The following is a 17,046-nucleotide window of genomic DNA, read 5'->3' as shown; positions in this document are numbered from 1 at the left end:
CTGTCGAAGCGCTCGTTCAGGCGGCGATGCTGCGGGCTCATGTCTCCGCGAATGCGGCCGACGGTGCGCGAAAGCGTTCCACCGGATGCAACAGGGGGCGCCACTGGGGTACCGGTCGGGCGTGCCGGACCGACGCCCGTGTCGGGCGGCGTATTCCTCGCTGCGCCGGCTCGCGAAGAGGGCGGTGCTTGGCGTGGTGCACTCGTCTCAGGCTCCCTTCCAGGCATCACTATACTCCCAGGGGTATGTGCGGAAGGTGGGCGCTCGGGGCGCTGCGCGAGCCATGGTGGGCCAGGTCGGACAGGTCCAGGCAGGCCCCTGGTATCGCGGTAGGCGCTCTCGCCCCAGGCTGGACCGATTGCCCCGACTGTCACTACCCCCGGGGCTGTCCACCACGGCGTTCGCCGATCTGGCCGGAGCCTGTCACCACCGGCAGGCCTGTGAAGGCCCTCCGCTCGATGGAGTGGGGCGCGGTTCCACGCTCCTGGTGCTGCGCACCTTGTCTATCAGCTGTGGGTCCGGTGCGCGATCCTGGCCGCGGAGAAACGTGGCGGTGCCCGTCCCGGCACGCGGCGGCTGGCGGGACCCGTTGCCCCTGGCCGGTCGCGGCTCCGGTTCGGGCCTGTCTTTGTCGCAACCTTGCGACCGCGCATTGCGGCGTCGGTCCGCATCCGGGCCGTAGCCAGATCGGCTCTCGCTAATCGCGGGCACGGGTGCGAAAGGCCAGATGCCGTAGCTGGTCGACCTCTTGATCCTGACGGCCTCGCTCGTCGCCGGCGTGCTCGGACGGCGCCTCGGCCGCGACCGTGGTCTTGCCGATGCTGCTCGGTCTCGACCGGACGTTCGTGAACGTGGTCGGTTCGGCGCTGTCGGCGAGCCGACCCCTGAGCGAGCGTGCGCCGCAGCATCCCGGAAGGCGCGAGCGCATTTCCGGCCGGCGTGGAACTGCGGCCGCGTTGGCCGCTGGTCCTCCGTGGCCGTACTCGTCCTGCGCATCGACTCGACCATCACGGGTACTAGGACGCTTCTACTTGACAGACATAGAAGCGTCCTAGTGCGCTGTGACGGCCCCATCACGGGATCGACTATCACTCATAGTCGACTATGTGCGATAGTCGGGCCTGTTGAATGTCGGGCAAGAGAAGGAGCAGTGCGTCATGGGTGTGCACAACGGCCGAGCAGCACGTCGAACGTGGGTGGTGCCTGTCCTCATCGTGGTGGTCGGTGCCTTGCTGATCAGCCTGGTGATCATGGTCAACCGGGGGCAGGCGGACCCGGGGAGAGGGACGGAGCTGGGCGCCGCGGTGGAGGAGGCGCCCACGGAGGTCGAGGGCCCCGCTCAGCCGGACCTGTCCTCGGCCGAACGGCACGATCCGGACGACTTGCAGGCGGCTGGACCCGTGGACGCACCGGTGACGCTTGTGGCCTTCTCTGACTACCAGTGCCCGTTCTGTGCGCGCTGGAGCCACGAGACCCTGCCGTTGATGATGGAGCACGTCCAGGCCGGTGACCTTCGCATCGAGTGGCGAGACGTGAATGTCTTCGGGCCGGCGTCCGAACGCGCCGCCCGCGCCTCGTACGCCGCCGCCCGCCAGGGAGCGTTCTGGGAGTACCACGACACGCTGTTCGCCGACGGGGAGAAGCGATCCGAGGCACAGCTGAGCGACGAGGCGCTGGTGGAGCTGGCCGAAGGTCTTGGCCTGGACACCGAGCAGTTCGTCACCGACATGGATTCGCCCGAGACCGCTGACCAGATCGCGAAGAACGCTCAGCTCGGTCTAGACCTGGGCGCCTACTCCACCCCGGTGTTCGTGATGGGCGGACAGTCGATCGTCGGTGCGCAACCGTCGCAGGTGTTCCTCGACGCCTTCGAGCAAGCTCTTGCCCAGGCCGAGTGACCTGATGGACATCGGACTCCTCAGTGCCTTCCTCGGTGGCGTCCTTGCGCTGCTCAGCCCGTGCGCCGCCTTGCTCATGCCGGCGTTCTTCGCCTCCACGGTCGGCGCAGGCCCTCGCCTGCTGACGCACGGCGCCATCTTCTACGTCGGACTGGTGCTGGTGCTGGTGCCTCTTGGCATCGGTGCCGGTGCGGTCGGGGCGCTGTTCGCCACCCACCGTCAGGCGATCGTGCTCGTCGCGTCGGTGCTGCTCGTGATCCTCGGGGTGGCGCAGGCGCTCGGGTTCGGTTTCGATCCCGCCCGCCTGCTGCCCGGTGCTGCCGGGCTTCAGACACGCGCCACCACCGCGACCGGATGGCTCAAGACACTGCTGCTGGGCTCGGCCAGCGGTGTCGCGGGCTTCTGCGCCGGTCCGATCCTCGGTGCCGTGCTCACGCTCGCCGCCGCGGAGGGTGACATGGTCTCTGCAGGCGGGCTCCTCGCGGTCTACGGGGCAGGTATGGTCGCGCCGTTGTTGTTGATCGCTGCGCTGTGGGGCCGGCTCGGCGCCACAGGCAGAGGGATGTTGCGCGGCCGAGCATTCACCGTACTGGGCCGCGAACTGCACACCACCACCGTGCTGACGGGTCTGCTGATCGTCGGCGTCGGAATGGTGTTCTGGACCACCAACGGACTCGTCGGCGCCCCGGAGCTCTTGCCCGTCGACGCCCAGGCCTGGTTGCAGGAACGCAGCGCGGTCCTGGCCAACCCAGTCCTCGACGTCGCCGCCATACTGGTCCTGGCGGTCCTGCTGCTACTGATCTGGGCCCGCCGACGCCGGGCCGGAGCGACAGCGGCCCGGCCGGGCGAGCTCCGCGGAAGCGGGAAGCCATGAGCCACCAGCGTGCTCTTCGCACGGCTCCCGGCTTGGTGGCGGCGGTGCTCCTCGTGGTGACGGGGTGCGGGCCAGCCGGTCCGGAGCCGGACCGGGAGCCTCACCCGCCCGAGTCGTCGTTGTCGCAGGTCGACAGCAGCACGATCCGCCTGCCAGCCCCGTACGAGAACGCGCGCGTGGTTGACCCCGACTGGGACACCACCCCTCAGTACGCGGACGGAGTCTTTCTCGCCGGTGGGGAGCGTGACGGCATGCTGGAGTTCACCGCGGTCGACCTCCAGGGCGACGTCCTCTGGGCTGCGCAGCGTCCCATCAGCTGCGCCGGGTTCACCCTCAGCACCGGCGCCGACGGACGGGCACTCGCGATCCTCACCGACGTCCAGACGACCACGGACGCGCTGGCTGACCCCACCGCCACCGCCTACGACCTGACCACCGGCGAGCACGTCTGGGGCCCGGTTGATCTTCCCGGCCCGCACCAGGGGCCAGGACTGGTCTTCGCCGAACCGGCAGAGGCCGCCATGGGTGAGACCGGACCACGCGCCGCCCTGGACCCGGCCACCGGCAACCTTGTCCACACGGAGGACAGAACAACGGGCGAGCAGATCATCGGCGAGTACGACGGCACCTTGCTGATCGCCGACCAGACCTCGTTGATCGCGCGGGACACGGCCACCACGCAAGAACTCTGGCGCATACCGCTCGACAAGCACGGCTGGGACCCGAGATCGCTCGGCCCCTCGGTGCAGACCCCGCCGGCCGACGGACTCGTCCTGATCAGCACCTCAGACTCCACCGGGGCGCTCATCGACCTGAACGACGGGACGGTGCTGAACAACACCGTGCACGACGCGGCCATCGACCCGACAACCAACACCATGGTCGTCCTTGACGAGGCCGGCTTGCACGCGTTCGACGCTCGCAGGCAGTCTCTGTGGTCGCTCACCGTCAGCCCTCGGACCACGATCGCCGCCGTCGGCGGCGTCTTTCTCTACCTGCGTGACGGAGACAAGCTCCGGGTCCACAACGTCATCACGGGCGACGTCGCTCAGGCCTACGCCCCGGACGGCCAGGGACGCATCACGGTGCCGGTGGATATCACCGCTGAGGGGGCCGCCCTGCTCGAAGATGGCCGTGGCTACCTCCTGGCGACCACCGGAGGTCGTGCAGAAGGCAGGCCCGGCTCGTGAGGACGACCGGCCAGCGAAGGGCGTCTCTGCATTTTGCTCGACTCGTCAGCATTCCTGCCGACGTCCCGCTCCCCATCACCGAACACGGCGAGCTGGAAGAGCAGCCGCAGCGCGGGTCAGATCCGGACGTATGACGCACCCTCGCGCTGTGCCTGGACGATCGACACCACCGCGGAGGCCACGGTCTGGATGCCAGGCTGAAGGCCATCTTCGATGCCGCGTCGTCGCATCCCGACCTGACAGGCCTGGACAGTCACGCCATCGACGGGGGCGACTCGTTCGGCGGTGCTGATGAGCCTGTCCAGTGCAGGGCCGTTGACGATGACCCGCACCCGTAGCGCCGGATCGGCACGGATGAGTGCCGCGCCTGCGGCGGTGGCGCGATCTACGTCCTCGGGATCATCGGAGGCATGCAGGACGACGTCGTTGCGTGGCCCGATCGTGCTGTCGGTCATATCGCTCCCTCGGGGCTTGTTGTGCGAGGCAGTGTGCTTGTGGGGTAGAAGTACGCCGTGCTAGGCGTTTACCATGCCACATAGTCGACTATGCGTAATAGTCGACCTGGAATCTTATGGAGGGCAAGATGGCAACACGGTTGACGTCCACATGGCCGCAGGCCGGCGTGTGGGCGGCGCGCGGGCTGCGCACCTGGACGGTCCGGCAGGTATGGGTCGCCGTCGGGGCGTCCGTCGCGTTCGGGCTGATGTTGGGTGTCGCGACGGTGCTCATCCCGAACTCGTTGTTCGCCCGCGAGATACCGCCGGTGTGGTGGAACTATCCGGTGTGGCTGCTGACGTCGGCGTTCTCCGGGATGCTGGTGGCCACCTACGCGACCGGGCACAGCAGCGCGCCTGGGAGCGACGCGGACGGCAGCGCAACGGGTGGCGGGGAAGGACTCGAGCCGGAACTGCGGACGAGTCGCTTCGGCATCGCAGGAGGTGCCCTGGCCTGGTTCGCCGTGGGGTGTCCGGTGTGCAACAAGCTCGCTCTGCTGGCCCTGGGGTACTCCGGGGCCATCACGTGGTTCGCCCCGGTGCAGCCGTTCCTCGCTGTTGGTGGGCTGCTCCTGACAGGCACCGCGCTTGCCGTGCGGCTGCGTGGCCAGGTCGCTTGCCCGTCCCCAGCACGCCCTCACCTTCAGGAGATGGTTCGATGACCGCGACGAGCGCCTCGCAGGAGCCGCCACGCCTGGGGGCGCTGGAAGCCCAGGTCATGGATGTCCTGTGGGACCAAGGGCCGGCGACCGTCCGCGGCATCATCGACCGGCTTCCGCACGACCCTGCTTACACCACGATCGCCACCGTGCTGACCAACCTCGATCGCAAGGGGATGGTCGCGGCGCGCAAGGAGCACCACTCCACGTGGTACCAGGCTCGTGCTCGCCGCGAGGAGCACGTGGCTGCTGTGATGCGGCACGCCCTGGGGACCAGCCGAGATCGTGCCGCGTCCATCCTGCACTTCGTCGAGACGATCCCGCCCACCGACCTCGCCCTGCTGCGTGACTATCTTTCACGCCGCGGCACCGGAGACGCATCGTGACCGTGGAGATCTTCGCCGTCCTGCTGATCGCGACACTAGTAGTCTCGGCGCTGGCCGGTCCATGGCTGCTGCGGCATGCTGCTCCTGCCCTGGTCCGCTTCCCACGGGTTGCGGTCGCGCTGCTCATGGGTAGCGTCCTGGCCTGGGTGCTGACCACGCTAGCGCTTGGTCCGCTGCTGGCCTGGGCGATCTCCGGGCCGGCTGTGCTACCTGACCACGCTGCCCAGGTCTGCCAACGGTGCCTGGCCGCGGCAAACCCGTTCGGCACCACACCCGTCGACACCGCTGTCCCGGTCCTGGCGTTACTCATCCCGTCTACTGTCGGTGCGGGGCTGCTGGCCGCATCGATCACCGTCGAAGCGTTGCGTCGCCACCGCTCGACCGCCGACACGGCACGACGCCTTCAGCGGACCGCCGATTCCCGGGTAGTGCTCGGGCAACGAGTGCTCGTCACCCTCGACCCTCACCCGTTCGCACTGACCCTGCCGACACGATACGGCGGGATCGTCGTCTCCACCGGCGCACTGCAGGTCCTGGCCGGCGATGAGCTCACAGCGGTGCTCGCACACGAGCAAGCCCACCTGCACCAGCGTCATCACCTCATCACCACCGCGATCAGCAGCGTCGCGCGGCATCTGCGCTGGGTACCTTTGATCGCTGCGGCGGAGACCGCGCTCGCGCACTACCTCGAGATCGCTGCCGACGACGTCGCCCGTCGCCGCGTCGGAACTCCAGCCCTGGCCGCCGCGCTGCTCACTCTCGGGGAACACGCCCATGACGACGGCAAGCACAGTGCACACCTGGACGGTGCCCTCCACATGCTCGGTCCCGACCGGATCCGTCACCTCGTGCAGCCTCGCAAGGGGATCACCGGCGTGCTGCCCGCACTCGTCGCTACGTCATACCTCACTGTCCTCATGGTCCTGGCCACCACGGTGCACGTTCCGTACCTCATCGCCGCCGCCACCGGGTGCGCATGACTTCACACGACCACAGGTTGCGTGTGCCCGGCAGAGCCTGACCACAGACATTGACGAAGATGGGGAACTGCCGATGAAGGCGGGATACAAGGACAGCAAAATCACCGGTGCGCGCCATGTACGTCCCAGCGATCACCGCCGGTCAGGACGGCTGGTCAATCTTGCCGCGAACCTGCTGCTCATAGCGGCTGGCACGCTCGGCGCGTGGAACATTCTTGCGCCGCAGGACGTCGAGCGCTCCTACGGGACGCTCAAGACCACCACCAACGAAGTGATCAGCACGGCACGCGAGCGACTCACCGGTCAGATACCCACCGTGCATCTCGGGGCAGCAGGTGGTGTGTCGGAACTCGACGAGTGCGACGGCACTTTCACCGAGATGCTCTCCTACGAGCACGCGGACGTACCGACCGTGTGGGCCGCACACAACAACTGCGGAGGTGACGTCCTCCTGCCGTGGGACACCGGAGAACAGATCCGCATCGCAGGCAGCGATCAGGTCTACGAAGTCGTCGACATCCGTCACACCTCGAAGATCTGGGCCACGACCGATGATCTCGTCGGCCTCGACGGCGACCTCGCATTGCAGACCTGCCAGTACGGCCAGGACCGCATGAAGTTCATCGGACTCAGACCAGTCACGGCGCCCTGAACCCGATCGAGCACCCGGGTGTCCCGGAGCGCGCTTGTGCATGGTCGTTCCAACCTAACGCCGTATGAAAGCCTTCCATGGCGCCGCTAGCAACAGCGAAAGCGGCTGCGACCAGGCCTTGACGACACGGCGCTCTCGGTCCGGCCCGGCGACCAGTTCGCCCTCTGGCGAGCCCGGACCAAGTGATCGGCTCGTTGTGGGCGGTCGCCAAGGAAGGCGGGTTCGCCGCGTGCGCGGTACTGCTGGTCACATCGCTGGCTGCGTACGGTGTGCCGGCGAAGCTGATCAACACCTCCACACCGCAGGGCGTCATCACCGTGGACGCGCACACTGGCGCTCAGTTGGTGGCTCACCACGGGCGACTTGGCCGACTTCGTGTTGATCTTGTTGTTATGGGCACGTGGTAGCGCGCCAACGGATGACAACTGCCCACTGCGCCGACAACGGCACAGCTGTGAAGCCGGGATCGAGTAATCGGCCGGACGGATCGGACTGACGAACGGAAAGACCACCCTGACGGGTGATTCGAACCGTACGGCGTCTCACCGTTGCGAACCGGTCGTACTGGGCAGCGTCCTGCTCGGGATCTCGAGGATGGCGGCCATCGACGAGATCGCGTTCCACCGGATCCTCGCCTGGCACCACTTCTATGACTACGCCACACCAGACAGCGCGCTGGTCTCGGACGGGCCTACTGAACGCGGGCGAGCTGCTCTTCTTCTCTTTCAGGTTCTTCCTCATGCTCGACGCGCGACGACGACGCACCTTCTGGACCGCCGCAGCCTGGGCCGGGTTCCTCGTCGGTCTCGGACTGTTCCAGCCGTGGGACGGCATCGCCGACCATAAGCTCCTGCGACTGCACCAGATCCGCTACCGCGTCGAGGTCCTGCCGTACGACATCGCTTGGAACACCGCCGGCGGCATCCTGCTCCTGGCCGGCATCATCTGGACCATCGCACGCACCCGACTCGGGAACCGGGCGCCCACCACCGCCCGAACCGAGGCAACTGCGCAAAGGTGACCGCGGGGAAATGGCATGTGTCGGGATCCTCCATGCGGTGGAAGGCTCAGATCTCGCGAACCTGAGCGTGCACAGGACACCTGGTAGGCGACTGCGCTCAAGTTCCCGGCAGAACGGTCAGAAATCACGGGAACTTCGGAGAATTCGTGCGCATCCGGCTCGTGCTGTCGTAGAGCGCCGCCTCTGCGTCGTGTAGTTGGTGTTGTACCAGCGTGGCGCGTTCGCGGATCCGCCACAGGGCTTGGCCGAGGCCGAGCATGGGGAGCCGAGCGCGTTCGGTGTCGGTCAGCCCGAGTGCCGCTGCTGTCGTGCCGAGCTGGTCGGTTTCCTGGCGGTAGATGATTCGTGTCTCGGCCAAAGCGAGCAGTGAGGTTGCGATCGCGCGGGCCGCGGACCCGGAGTCTCCGACATTGTCCAGGTCGCTGAGCTTGTGGATGATGAACAGGTTCGCGATGCCGTAGTAGCGCGCCAGGCGCCACTGGGCGTCCATGCGGCGTAGTAGTGCGGGTTGGCTCATCAGCCGCCAGGCCTCGTCGTACACGACCCAGCGTTGCCCGCCGTCAGGATCGGACAGGGCGGCTTCCATCCACGCCGAGCTGCACGTCATCAGGACGTTCATCGCGGTGGAGTTCTCTCCGACCCGGGACAGGTCCAGGGAGAGCATCGGCAGTGACGGGTCAAATGCCACGGTGCTGGGCCCGTCGAACATCCCGCTCAGGTCGCCGGCCACCAGGCGGCGCAGGGCGTGGGCTACGGGCCGGCCGTCCTCGGCGAGCCGGCCGTCGGGATCGTCGTCGCGGTGCGGGGTCAGGAGATGGTCGACGACCTGGGGCAGGATCGGTGCCCCGTCGGCGGCGCGTACCGCGCCGGTCAGAGCGACGTCGATCGCGGTGTGCTCCACCGGTGACAATGGCCGGTCGAGCACGGTTTCTGCGAGGGCGCCGAGCAGGGTGCGGCGCCGGTTGCGGACCTGGCCGGTCCAGACGTCATCAGGCACCGACGCGGGGCGATATCCCTCGTCCAACGGGTTCAGGCGCGTCGGCATCCCGGGGCCGAGGCCGATGGCTTTGCCTCCGACCGCTTCGGCGACGACGGTGTGTTCCCCCTTGGGGTCGCACGCCACATAGACCCGGCGCCCGAACGCGAGGCTGCGCACGTAGAGCGACTTGGCCAGGGCGGACTTGCCGGCCCCGAGGATCCCTGCGACTAAGACGTTCGGTGCAGTGATGTGGCCGCGGGCGTATAGCTCCCACGGGTCGTACACGAACGAGGACCCTGACGGCAGCGTCTGGCCGACGAACACCCCGCCGGCGTCCGGGCCGGCGTCGGTCAGGAACGGGTACGCCCCCGCCCATGTCGCGCTGGTGTCCTGGTGGCGTGGCACCCGCAGCCCGATCGGGGACCGCAGCATGGCTGGCCCCGGCTCGCCCGAGCGGGGCAGGTACCGGGACCCGCCGAGGCGGCGATCCCTGGTACCTGCGGCTCTGCTCGTCGTGCGGTCTGTGGCCTGGGCGTGGGCTGCGCGCAGCTCGCGTCGACGGGTGCGCCGGACTGACCAGCTCTCGTGCTGCGGCGTGGCCAGAGTGGTGACGTGCACGCGCTCCGCCTCGCGGGTCACAGCGACCGCCCTCGCTGGTGCCCGCGTGCCGATGAACCCGGCGCGGCAGCATCCTGCGGCAGCTCATGACCGGTTGCTCGTGGAGGCTCGGCGACCCGTGGCTCTGCAGCTGCGGGACGTGACGGCGTGATCCAGTCGATGTGGACGGACCGGTCAGCCGCGTGCTGCAGGGTGGTGCGTGCCTGGTCGAGGTGCTGGCGGGTCCCGTCCAGCTGGGCGCCCACGGCCCCGGCGAGGCCGTATCCGTCGAAGCGATGTTCGTCGGGAATCAGGTCGCCCACGGCGATGGCATGCGCAGCGTTGTCGCGGTGGGCCATGGCGATGTGCTGAGCGGCCTGAGACAGGTGTCGGGCGCAGGCCAGCAGATCCCGGATCGCGTAGTAGCTGTCTACGGGGTCGAGCTGCCGCGTGGACTCAACCAGCGCCTGCAGAGCTTGAACGGCCTGGGCTCCGTCGCTCAGCGCAGACTTGTCGGCGTCGTTCGGCATGAGTCCTCCTCGGACAGCGGTTCTGAGAATGGTGAGCGTGGCGACCTGTGTGCCGTGGCTACAGCGAGGGCCGATGCGTATCGCCCGCGGACAGTCTGGTGGTCGGTGCGGGGTCCGGCACGGGCGGTTCGGGCTTGAGCAGTCCCGCGCGGTCGAGCCACCAGATGGGTGGTTCGTGGTCCGGTTCGAACTGACGCAGCAGCTTCACGTGGCCCATGCCTGTGTGCCAGACCAGGACGTACGGCGCGAGCTCGAAATGGTGGCCGCCAGGCTCGGTCGGGAGCTCGGTATAGGTGCGGTCATGGAATACCGACACGTCTCGTGTCTCGCTTCCGTAGTCCCAGCCGGACAGATGGTCGACCGCACGCTCCGGTCCTCGTGCGTCGATCAGACTGGCGAGCCGGTGGCCCTCCTCGTCCTGCAGGAAGACGATGTCGTACCACTGTCCCGGCGGCCACAGTGCCTGGTCGGTCGGGGCCGTCTCGACGGGCACATCAACGTCTTGCGGGTCTGGCGTTGCCAGCTCGCGGCCCAGGACTGTCAGCTCGGGTATGTTCCGGTGCGCGGCTTCGGGTACCCATGCGGGGAACCGGACCAGACTCACCGCCCCCGCGGTCAGCGCTCCAGTCGCGCTGGAGTACGCCCGCCCTGCGGCAGTCAGGACCGTGACGAGCGCGGCGAGTGCCTCCCGCGCGTTGGCCGGACTGCGGCGTGCGGGATACAGGTCCACGCCCGCGGCAGGAGGACGACCCGGGTCGGAGGCATCCTGGATCCGGTAGGCCCACTGGTGGCGCAACCCGAACTGCCCGGCCTGCGTGGGCCCGTCGTACCGCACCATGAGCCTAAGAGCGCCGCAGGTCCGGGTCATCACGTCCGGTCGTGAGTTGTCCATGAAGGTCAGGGGCGCCACCAGCACCAGCCGGACTACGATCACAAGCCCGGCGCGCCCCGCCCGGGGCGTCGCCCCGGCGAACCTGGCTGATGGGGTTCGGCGGGAGGCTCGAGGCTGCGTGCTGGGCCAAGCGTGGGCTGGGTGCCGTACGGGGTTGGCACCGTGGGCTTGTGGACCGGTGTGGACGCGGCCCGCAGGTTCGCGGCGACCTGCTCCCGCAGGCGGGTCACTTCGGCGAGGGCCGCCTGCAGTTCCTGAGCGTCGGCCAGGGCCTCATACGCCACGTAGAGCTCACCGGCGATCTGACGGCGCTCTTGGGCGACGGCAAGGTCGCGGGAGATGAGCCGGGTGTAGCGGAGGTACGTCGCGATGCCATGCGCGAGCTGCCACAACGTGGTCACGGGCCGCAGCAGGCCCCGGACCGGTGAGAAGGGCGGGTCTGCTGCCTGGAGCCAGCCCATGAGACCGGCGTCGGCCAGGTCCTCGCGCTCCTGGGTGAGCAGCCTGACGTCCTGGGCCAAGCCGTAGTGGTCCTCCAGGTCCGACGCGGTCACCCCGCCCAGACCGTGTCGGACCGCGAACCGGTCCCGCCGAGCTTCCAGGTCGACCACGCGTTCGTACTGAGCCTGGGCGTCCTTCAACCAGGCCGCGCCATGCCCGCCCGCACGGGCGGACCGGTCAAGCTCTCGTTCCCGAAATCGCACTGCCGCCAGAGCGTGTTCGAGCTCGTCGACGAGGCGGTAGGCCTCACGCGCGTAATGCAGGGCCTCGACCGCAGCCTGGAGCACCCGGCGGACCTCGAAAGCCGGCAGCTGCAACACCCTCGACACCGCTGCCAGATCGAGCGGCGCGTCGGTCAACGCGTCCGACAACCGGACCCGGCGACCGTCGAGAGCGACGTCCACCACCGACTCTTCTGCCGCCCCGCGCAGCGCGAGACCGATCGAGACCCCACCAGACCCCGCCGGTCCCCACACCTCGATGTCGTCCCTGGGAGCGATCAGATCCCACCGGGCCTCGAAAGCGATGGCCGTCTCCTCGAACGGAGACCCGACCGTGTCGGCGGCCTCAACCGTTTCCTGTGCTGTCGTACCTGGGATGCCCATGGACATCAGGTGTCTGGACCCGCCCGGACACCGGCCGCTCGGGACGGCCGGTGTCGCTGCCCGGCCCTGCGGTCAAAGGACCGGTGACCCCGGTTCTGGCCGCGGGGCGTGACCCGGGCCTGGAGGGGCGGGCGGCTGGACCGTTCGGGCGCTCTGGCGAGAAGGACGCGTGGTGTACGGCGCGTGCGGAGCCCGGTGGTTCTTGGGCGTGGACGCTTCCCGGACGGCCGCCACGACCAGGGCGGCCAGCCGGTGCTCCTCGGTCTGCGCCCGATGGAGCGTCGCGGCATTCGCCCAGCGCTCGCGGGCATCCTCGAGGCCATCCGCGATCCGTGCGCACTCGTGCGCGATGCGCAGGTCCCGGCTGACCTGTCCAATTCGTCTCACGTGCGCTGCGACGTTCACGACGGCGCTGGGCACCGCACGCAAGACCCGTCCAGCGCCACTGATGCGGCGGTGCGGCGTGCCGGCGCCAGTGAGCCACGTCGTCACCTGGGCCGTCCACAGGGCGTCCTGCTCGACGATTAGGTTCGAGATCCGCAAGGCCAGGTCGCTCCTGGCCCGGATTCCGGACGGGACAACCACCATCGGCCAGTGCTTGGTCACGAAGCGGTCCCGCTCGCTTTCCCACCGGGTGACATCGGAACGCTGTGCCACGGTGTCCTTCAACCGGGTGGCGTCGACTCCCGCGGTGCGTGCCTCCAGGTCAAGGCTGTGCTCCAGGACCTCGACGCTGCTGCGGAGGGCATACAGCTGGGTCGCCAAGCGCGCCACGTTCCGCATGTGCCACAGCGCATCCGACGCTGCCAGCAAGAGATGGTTCGTCTCGTCGAGGGAGAGCTGCAGGACTCGTGATGCGGCGGTCATGTCCACGGGCAGCTTGCTCTTGGCGACCGCCAACCGGATCCAGGTCGTGTGTTCCTGGGCGGAGACCCGCACCACCTGGGTGCTCGGTGCTCCGGGTCGGGCGATCCCGACCGAGGCCACGTCCCGGCTGGCCTGCGGTTCGCGCAGCTCGAAGCGCTCGCTGCCGGGGAGAAGGCCCCAGCGCGCCTGAAAGGCGTTGAGCGCTTCCTGGGTCGGGGACTCCAGCGCCCCGGCCACGTCGACCGGGGAAGGCTCGCGCGCTGCGTTGTCGACGTCAGGATCGTCTTCGGCGTACGCACGAGCGGGTGCGGTGCGCTTCTCGGTGGGCGAGTTGGACATCATGATCCTCCGGTGTCAGGCGGTCAGGGTCCGGGCCAGCGCGAGTGATTGCTGTCCCCACAGGCGTCGGGTCTCGCACCCGGCCTGGATCGCGGCCTGCTCGATCGCGGCGACGTCGTGCTCGAGCGCGTCCAGGTCGGGGGCGCTGACTGTGATCAAGCCGGTGGTGCGCAGGACACCGTGCCCGGCGGCGAGCTCTGCCTCCTGGGTCAGGACGTCGTCGTACTCATTGACCTGGGTGACGTCCTCGATCTGACCCAACCGGGCGCGTTGAGCGGCTTCCGTGATGTGCCCGGTCTTCTTGCGCCGCAGGTCACGCGCCGCGACGTCGGCACGTAGGGGCTCGTACCGGATCGTCAACGCGCGCTGGAGACCGGAGGTGAGCAGCAGCGGTGCGAGGAACCCGGGGTCGACAGCGGTTTGCGGCCACTGCGAGATCCACAGCACCGCGTGCCATGAGGAGTCCGAGCGCAGCGCACCCCACGACTCAGCCACCGCGACGGGACCCGCCGTAGCAAGGTCCCGGCCAGTGGCCGCGTGCTGCTCCAGAACCGGGGCGCCCGGCGGGTCGTAGCCGGTGCGCAACCATAGGGCCAGCCCGGCCGGGTCGAGCGGTGCTGCTGGGGTCAGGTCGGCCGAGCGCAGCGCGGTGGTCAACGTCTCGGCCTCCTGCCGCAGGACCGCCGCAGCTCCGGTCATGCCCCCACCTGCGGCCCGGATCGCCCGACCCGCTGCCTGCATGTCCAGCGCGAGGCTGATCACGCTCTGGTGGCGCTCGGCCGTGGGGCCCGCTCGTTCGATCAGCTCCGCGTAGATCCGAGAGGCGAACTCGCTGTCACCAGCCTGGCGCTCGTTCCACCACTCGACCAGGCTCGCGCCGGACCCGGGCAGAGTCCGCTGGGTGACCTGCACCGCCTTGATCCGTCCGGACCGGCACACCGTCGCCAGGACTCGCCCCCACCCGGTAACGCGCCGGGACTGGTCACCCGGGTCGAGAAGCTCGAACCCGGCGGAGGTCACTGGGATCGACATGCTCAGCGTGCTGGCGTGCGGGTCGTGAACCAGGGCTGCGCCCGTGACCGGATCGACGAATCGCCGCAGTGCGGCGGCTCGTCCGGGCAGGGCGAGCGTCCCGGCAGGGCGCGGCCGGTCCACCCGTGCCCGGAAGGTGAGCTGCCCAGTGAGCGACCGCCACGCCCACGCGACCGTGACAGGCAGCCAGTCGACCACGGCCCGCCCACCCACCGGCACGACAGCGACGCCGACACCGACCACCGTGAACGGGACCGCGAAGATGATCGCGGTGCCGCCGATGTAGAGGGCCACGATCAGCGGCAGCGCACCCGCTGTGATCGCGGCGAGCTGCGCCGCGGTCAGGCCCAACAGCAGCGCATGCTTGGGCAGCCGGGAGAACTTCACTGCCCGCACCGGACCCGACGGTGTGGTGCTCGGGGCGGTCATCGCTGCTCCTTGCCGAGCACTGTAGGCACATCCCGCACCGGCGCGGACGCTGACCCGGCGTCGGCCTGCGGACGCGCACGGGCAGCACCGGCAGCGGAGCCTGTCGCCCCGGGCGATGCTGCGTCGGTCTGCTGCCCGGCTGCGCCGGCTACGGCTGCACCGGCCTTGGGACCGGCAGTTGCGGCGGCCTTGGCCAGCTGGGCACCGATCACCACCGGTGCCGCCACCCCGGCGGCAGCGGCTCCCGCGCCTGCTGCCCCCGCACCGGCGGCAGCCCCGCTCGAGGACCCCGCACCGGCGGAGATGACCTTCGGTGCAGCGGCTCCAGCGGCCGAACCACCACCCGACGAGCCGCCAATGCCCGGCCCGCCCGTACCTGCACCGGTCGCCCCCGGGCCACCGCCCTGCCCGCCGCCGTTGCCGGTCGGTCGCCCGTCGGCGCCCAGGACGTTCTGTGGCTTGCGGCCCATGAACCCGCCGGCCGCTGCGCCACCCGCCGTGACGGGCATCGGTCGGTTGAGCGCGGACTTGGCTTCCTGTTCGACGGACATCGCGTGGTACATGTCGAAGCCCATGAACGAGATCGCCTTGTACGTCATGTACGGGGCGAAGCTGGCCACCAGGAGCAGCACGATCCCGGCGAGCTTCTCTGACCACGTCGCCAGGTCGGCCGCCACGGGGGTCCCCGTGAAGGACACGGCCAGCAGGAATACGACGACCAGGACCAGCTTGGACACGATCAGCGCGACCACGAACTGCGCCCACTTGCCGACCCACCCACGGGTCGCGTCCCAGGACGCGCCCGCCAGCGCCAGCGGCGCGAGCGCGATCGCGACCAGCAGCAACGCTTTGCGGATCAACAGCGAGAACCACACAATCACCACCGCGGCGACCGTCAGGCCAGCGAGGAACAGGGATAGGAGCGCTCCGGGCAGGGGCGCCAGGACCGACCCGGTCGTTGCGACGGCACCGACGGTGGCGAACTGGGCGCCCATCGCTTCCATGGTGGTGCCGGACGCGCGCACGATTCCGAGGCAGACCTGGTCGGTGATCTCCAGCAGGGTCGCGGTCAGCGTGATCACGACGAAAGAGCCCAGTACGCTCTTGGCCAGCCCGAACACGGCCCGAGCAAGCGCACCGGGCTCGCGACGCAGCATCCCGGTGGTGAGCTGCAGGAGGAAGAAGCCCAGCATGAGGAACACTGCGATACCGAAGACCAGGTTGTAGACGGTCGTGAACTCGCCTCGGGTGACGTCCACGAGGGTGGTGGTAGCCATCAGGTTCCACAACTGGACCAGTAAGAACGAGGCCAGCTCGCCGATGCCCTCGGCGAACGTGTTGATCAGGTCCCCGACAACGACGCCTGCCTGGGTGGTGGCCTCCTCGGCGGCCTGCTGGCACACCCCAGCGGTGACGGGGTTGGAGCACAGTCCCATCTGGCTTGTAGGGATCCCCCCAAGTTGTCGGTCGGGCAGCGTAGTTGTCGGCAGGCTGCTAGGTGAGTGACCACTGATGGCCCAGCTCTGATATGCCTGCTGTAGCAGAGCGTGCATCGAAGTTGTCGCTTTCCTCGGTCATGTGCGTTTCTCTTCATGTGGTCGGGGGGATGGGTGAGCCCCCGGAGGTGTTCTTGGGCTTGGCGGCATCGGTCCTGTCCGAGAGGTGTGAGGGGCCCGCCGGGACGGGCTCCGGGGTGTTGGTGGATGAGCGGTCCACCGACCGCGCGTTCGAGCGTGGGTAGCTAGGTGTGCAGGTTGGGCGGGTTGCAGCCGAGGGCTCGGTCGGCCTGGTCGATGCTGGGCTGGTAGGTGAGAGTGGCGAAGCGTTCGAGGTGTTGCCGGGTGCTGGTTTCGAGCGGCGCGTCGCGTAGCGGTTGCGGGAACTGTGAGGGGTGGCGCCCGTCGGCGGTGTGTCGATCGATGAAGTCGTGCGAGTCGGTGTCTTGCGGATGGGGATGTCGTGGGTGTGTGTGAACGTTCGGAGCGTGAACGGGCCGCAGCCGATGTCGTCGGCGGGGGAGGCATGGGGTCGCGACATGAAGTCCGGGCTGGTGTACTTCGATGGACACCGGATCTGGTGGGTCGTGCGGGAGCCGCTTGACATGATCTTGCCGCTGGATGG

16 protein-coding genes are annotated in these 17,046 nt (G+C 68.8%); 8 read left to right on the top strand and 8 right to left on the bottom strand.

Annotation, left to right across the window (positions count from 1 at the left end):
• Positions 1 to 1,157: 1,157 nt before the first annotated feature.
• The 3 genes from AB0F40_RS00550 to AB0F40_RS00540 are packed head-to-tail and all read left to right on the top strand — an operon-like array spanning position 1,158 to position 3,962.
• Entirely contained in the window at positions 1,158 to 1,898 is a 741-nt protein-coding gene (locus AB0F40_RS00550) for a thioredoxin domain-containing protein (protein ID WP_357462478.1), read from the top strand.
• A 4-nt stretch (positions 1,899 to 1,902) separates the two neighbouring features.
• Entirely contained in the window at positions 1,903 to 2,772 is an 870-nt protein-coding gene (locus AB0F40_RS00545) for a cytochrome c biogenesis CcdA family protein (RefSeq protein WP_357462475.1), read from the top strand.
• Entirely contained in the window at positions 2,769 to 3,962 is a 1,194-nt protein-coding gene (locus AB0F40_RS00540; protein ID WP_357462472.1) for a PQQ-binding-like beta-propeller repeat protein, read from the top strand. Before AB0F40_RS00545 ends, AB0F40_RS00540 begins: the two co-directional genes overlap by 4 nt.
• Positions 3,963 to 4,078: 116 nt before the next feature.
• Here the strand turns inward: AB0F40_RS00540 and AB0F40_RS00535 are convergent, their stop codons facing one another.
• Positions 4,079 to 4,417, bottom strand: a complete 339-nt coding sequence (locus AB0F40_RS00535) for a hypothetical protein (RefSeq protein WP_357462469.1) — start codon at positions 4,415 to 4,417, stop codon at positions 4,079 to 4,081.
• 128 nt (positions 4,418 to 4,545) lie between these two features.
• On the opposite strand from AB0F40_RS00535, the gene AB0F40_RS00530 reads away from it, so the two are divergent.
• From AB0F40_RS00530 to AB0F40_RS00510, 5 genes are all read left to right on the top strand, one after another.
• On the top strand, positions 4,546 to 5,118 hold the full coding sequence (locus AB0F40_RS00530; protein WP_357462466.1) for a hypothetical protein: 573 nt from the start codon (positions 4,546 to 4,548) through the stop codon (positions 5,116 to 5,118).
• Positions 5,115 to 5,501, top strand: coding sequence for a BlaI/MecI/CopY family transcriptional regulator (locus tag AB0F40_RS00525; protein WP_357462463.1), 387 nt, complete (start codon positions 5,115 to 5,117; stop codon positions 5,499 to 5,501). Before AB0F40_RS00530 ends, AB0F40_RS00525 begins: the two co-directional genes overlap by 4 nt.
• The gene (locus AB0F40_RS00520) at positions 5,498 to 6,481 is read left to right on the top strand and encodes a M56 family metallopeptidase (protein ID WP_357462460.1); all 984 of its coding nucleotides are present in this window, start codon (positions 5,498 to 5,500) and stop codon (positions 6,479 to 6,481) included. The genes AB0F40_RS00525 and AB0F40_RS00520 overlap by 4 nt, the downstream gene beginning before the upstream one ends.
• A gap of 73 nt (positions 6,482 to 6,554) precedes the next feature.
• Complete coding sequence (locus tag AB0F40_RS00515; RefSeq protein ID WP_357462457.1) at positions 6,555 to 7,133, top strand: hypothetical protein; 579 nt, start codon at positions 6,555 to 6,557, stop codon at positions 7,131 to 7,133.
• A gap of 649 nt (positions 7,134 to 7,782) precedes the next feature.
• On the top strand, positions 7,783 to 8,154 hold the full coding sequence (locus tag AB0F40_RS00510; protein WP_357462454.1) for a DUF2243 domain-containing protein: 372 nt from the start codon (positions 7,783 to 7,785) through the stop codon (positions 8,152 to 8,154).
• A 124-nt stretch (positions 8,155 to 8,278) separates the two neighbouring features.
• Here AB0F40_RS00510 and AB0F40_RS00505 read toward each other — a convergent pair whose 3' ends face one another.
• The 7 genes from AB0F40_RS00505 to AB0F40_RS00475 all read right to left on the bottom strand — a co-directional run bounded on the left by AB0F40_RS00505 (position 8,279) and on the right by AB0F40_RS00475 (position 16,361).
• Positions 8,279 to 9,772, bottom strand: a complete 1,494-nt coding sequence (locus AB0F40_RS00505) for an ATP-binding protein (protein WP_357462451.1) — start codon at positions 9,770 to 9,772, stop codon at positions 8,279 to 8,281.
• Positions 9,769 to 10,260: a hypothetical protein gene (locus tag AB0F40_RS00500; protein ID WP_357462448.1), complete on the bottom strand. Its 492-nt coding sequence runs from the start codon at positions 10,258 to 10,260 to the stop codon at positions 9,769 to 9,771. Before AB0F40_RS00500 ends, AB0F40_RS00505 begins: the two co-directional genes overlap by 4 nt.
• A 58-nt stretch (positions 10,261 to 10,318) precedes the next feature.
• Complete coding sequence (locus AB0F40_RS00495; protein ID WP_357462445.1) at positions 10,319 to 11,152, bottom strand: hypothetical protein; 834 nt, start codon at positions 11,150 to 11,152, stop codon at positions 10,319 to 10,321.
• A gap of 38 nt (positions 11,153 to 11,190) precedes the next feature.
• Complete coding sequence (locus AB0F40_RS00490) at positions 11,191 to 12,264, bottom strand: hypothetical protein (protein ID WP_357462442.1); 1,074 nt, start codon at positions 12,262 to 12,264, stop codon at positions 11,191 to 11,193.
• 66 nt (positions 12,265 to 12,330) lie between these two features.
• Positions 12,331 to 13,464 (bottom strand): hypothetical protein, encoded by a 1,134-nt coding sequence (locus tag AB0F40_RS00485; protein WP_357462439.1) that lies wholly within the window; start codon positions 13,462 to 13,464, stop codon positions 12,331 to 12,333.
• A gap of 15 nt (positions 13,465 to 13,479) precedes the next feature.
• Positions 13,480 to 14,925: an SCO6880 family protein gene (locus AB0F40_RS00480; protein WP_357462436.1), complete on the bottom strand. Its 1,446-nt coding sequence runs from the start codon at positions 14,923 to 14,925 to the stop codon at positions 13,480 to 13,482.
• Positions 14,922 to 16,361, bottom strand: coding sequence for a conjugal transfer protein TrbL (locus tag AB0F40_RS00475; RefSeq protein WP_357462433.1), 1,440 nt, complete (start codon positions 16,359 to 16,361; stop codon positions 14,922 to 14,924). Before AB0F40_RS00475 ends, AB0F40_RS00480 begins: the two co-directional genes overlap by 4 nt.
• Positions 16,362 to 17,046: the final 685 nt, after the last annotated feature.

Source organism: Promicromonospora sp. NPDC023987, from assembly GCF_040639055.1.
Taxonomy (GTDB): domain Bacteria; phylum Actinomycetota; class Actinomycetes; order Actinomycetales; family Cellulomonadaceae; genus Promicromonospora.
The sequence above is the reverse complement of the archived record's forward strand: the minus strand, read 5'-3'. Positions and strand labels throughout refer to the sequence as shown.

Coding starts and splice junctions, on each gene's coding strand:
- AB0F40_RS00550 (WP_357462478.1), top strand. CDS start 1,158: ATGGGTGTGCACAACGGCCGAGCAGCACGTCGAACGTGGGTGGTGCCT.
- AB0F40_RS00545 (WP_357462475.1), top strand. CDS start 1,903: ATGGACATCGGACTCCTCAGTGCCTTCCTCGGTGGCGTCCTTGCGCTG.
- AB0F40_RS00540 (WP_357462472.1), top strand. CDS start 2,769: ATGAGCCACCAGCGTGCTCTTCGCACGGCTCCCGGCTTGGTGGCGGCG.
- AB0F40_RS00535 (WP_357462469.1), bottom strand. CDS start 4,417: ATGACCGACAGCACGATCGGGCCACGCAACGACGTCGTCCTGCATGCC.
- AB0F40_RS00530 (WP_357462466.1), top strand. CDS start 4,546: ATGGCAACACGGTTGACGTCCACATGGCCGCAGGCCGGCGTGTGGGCG.
- AB0F40_RS00525 (WP_357462463.1), top strand. CDS start 5,115: ATGACCGCGACGAGCGCCTCGCAGGAGCCGCCACGCCTGGGGGCGCTG.
- AB0F40_RS00515 (WP_357462457.1), top strand. CDS start 6,555: ATGAAGGCGGGATACAAGGACAGCAAAATCACCGGTGCGCGCCATGTA.
- AB0F40_RS00510 (WP_357462454.1), top strand. CDS start 7,783: ATGACTACGCCACACCAGACAGCGCGCTGGTCTCGGACGGGCCTACTG.
- AB0F40_RS00500 (WP_357462448.1), bottom strand. CDS start 10,260: ATGCCGAACGACGCCGACAAGTCTGCGCTGAGCGACGGAGCCCAGGCC.
- AB0F40_RS00495 (WP_357462445.1), bottom strand. CDS start 11,152: ATGGACAACTCACGACCGGACGTGATGACCCGGACCTGCGGCGCTCTT.
- AB0F40_RS00490 (WP_357462442.1), bottom strand. CDS start 12,264: ATGTCCATGGGCATCCCAGGTACGACAGCACAGGAAACGGTTGAGGCC.
- AB0F40_RS00485 (WP_357462439.1), bottom strand. CDS start 13,464: ATGTCCAACTCGCCCACCGAGAAGCGCACCGCACCCGCTCGTGCGTAC.
- AB0F40_RS00480 (WP_357462436.1), bottom strand. CDS start 14,925: ATGACCGCCCCGAGCACCACACCGTCGGGTCCGGTGCGGGCAGTGAAG.
- AB0F40_RS00475 (WP_357462433.1), bottom strand. CDS start 16,361: ATGGGACTGTGCTCCAACCCCGTCACCGCTGGGGTGTGCCAGCAGGCC.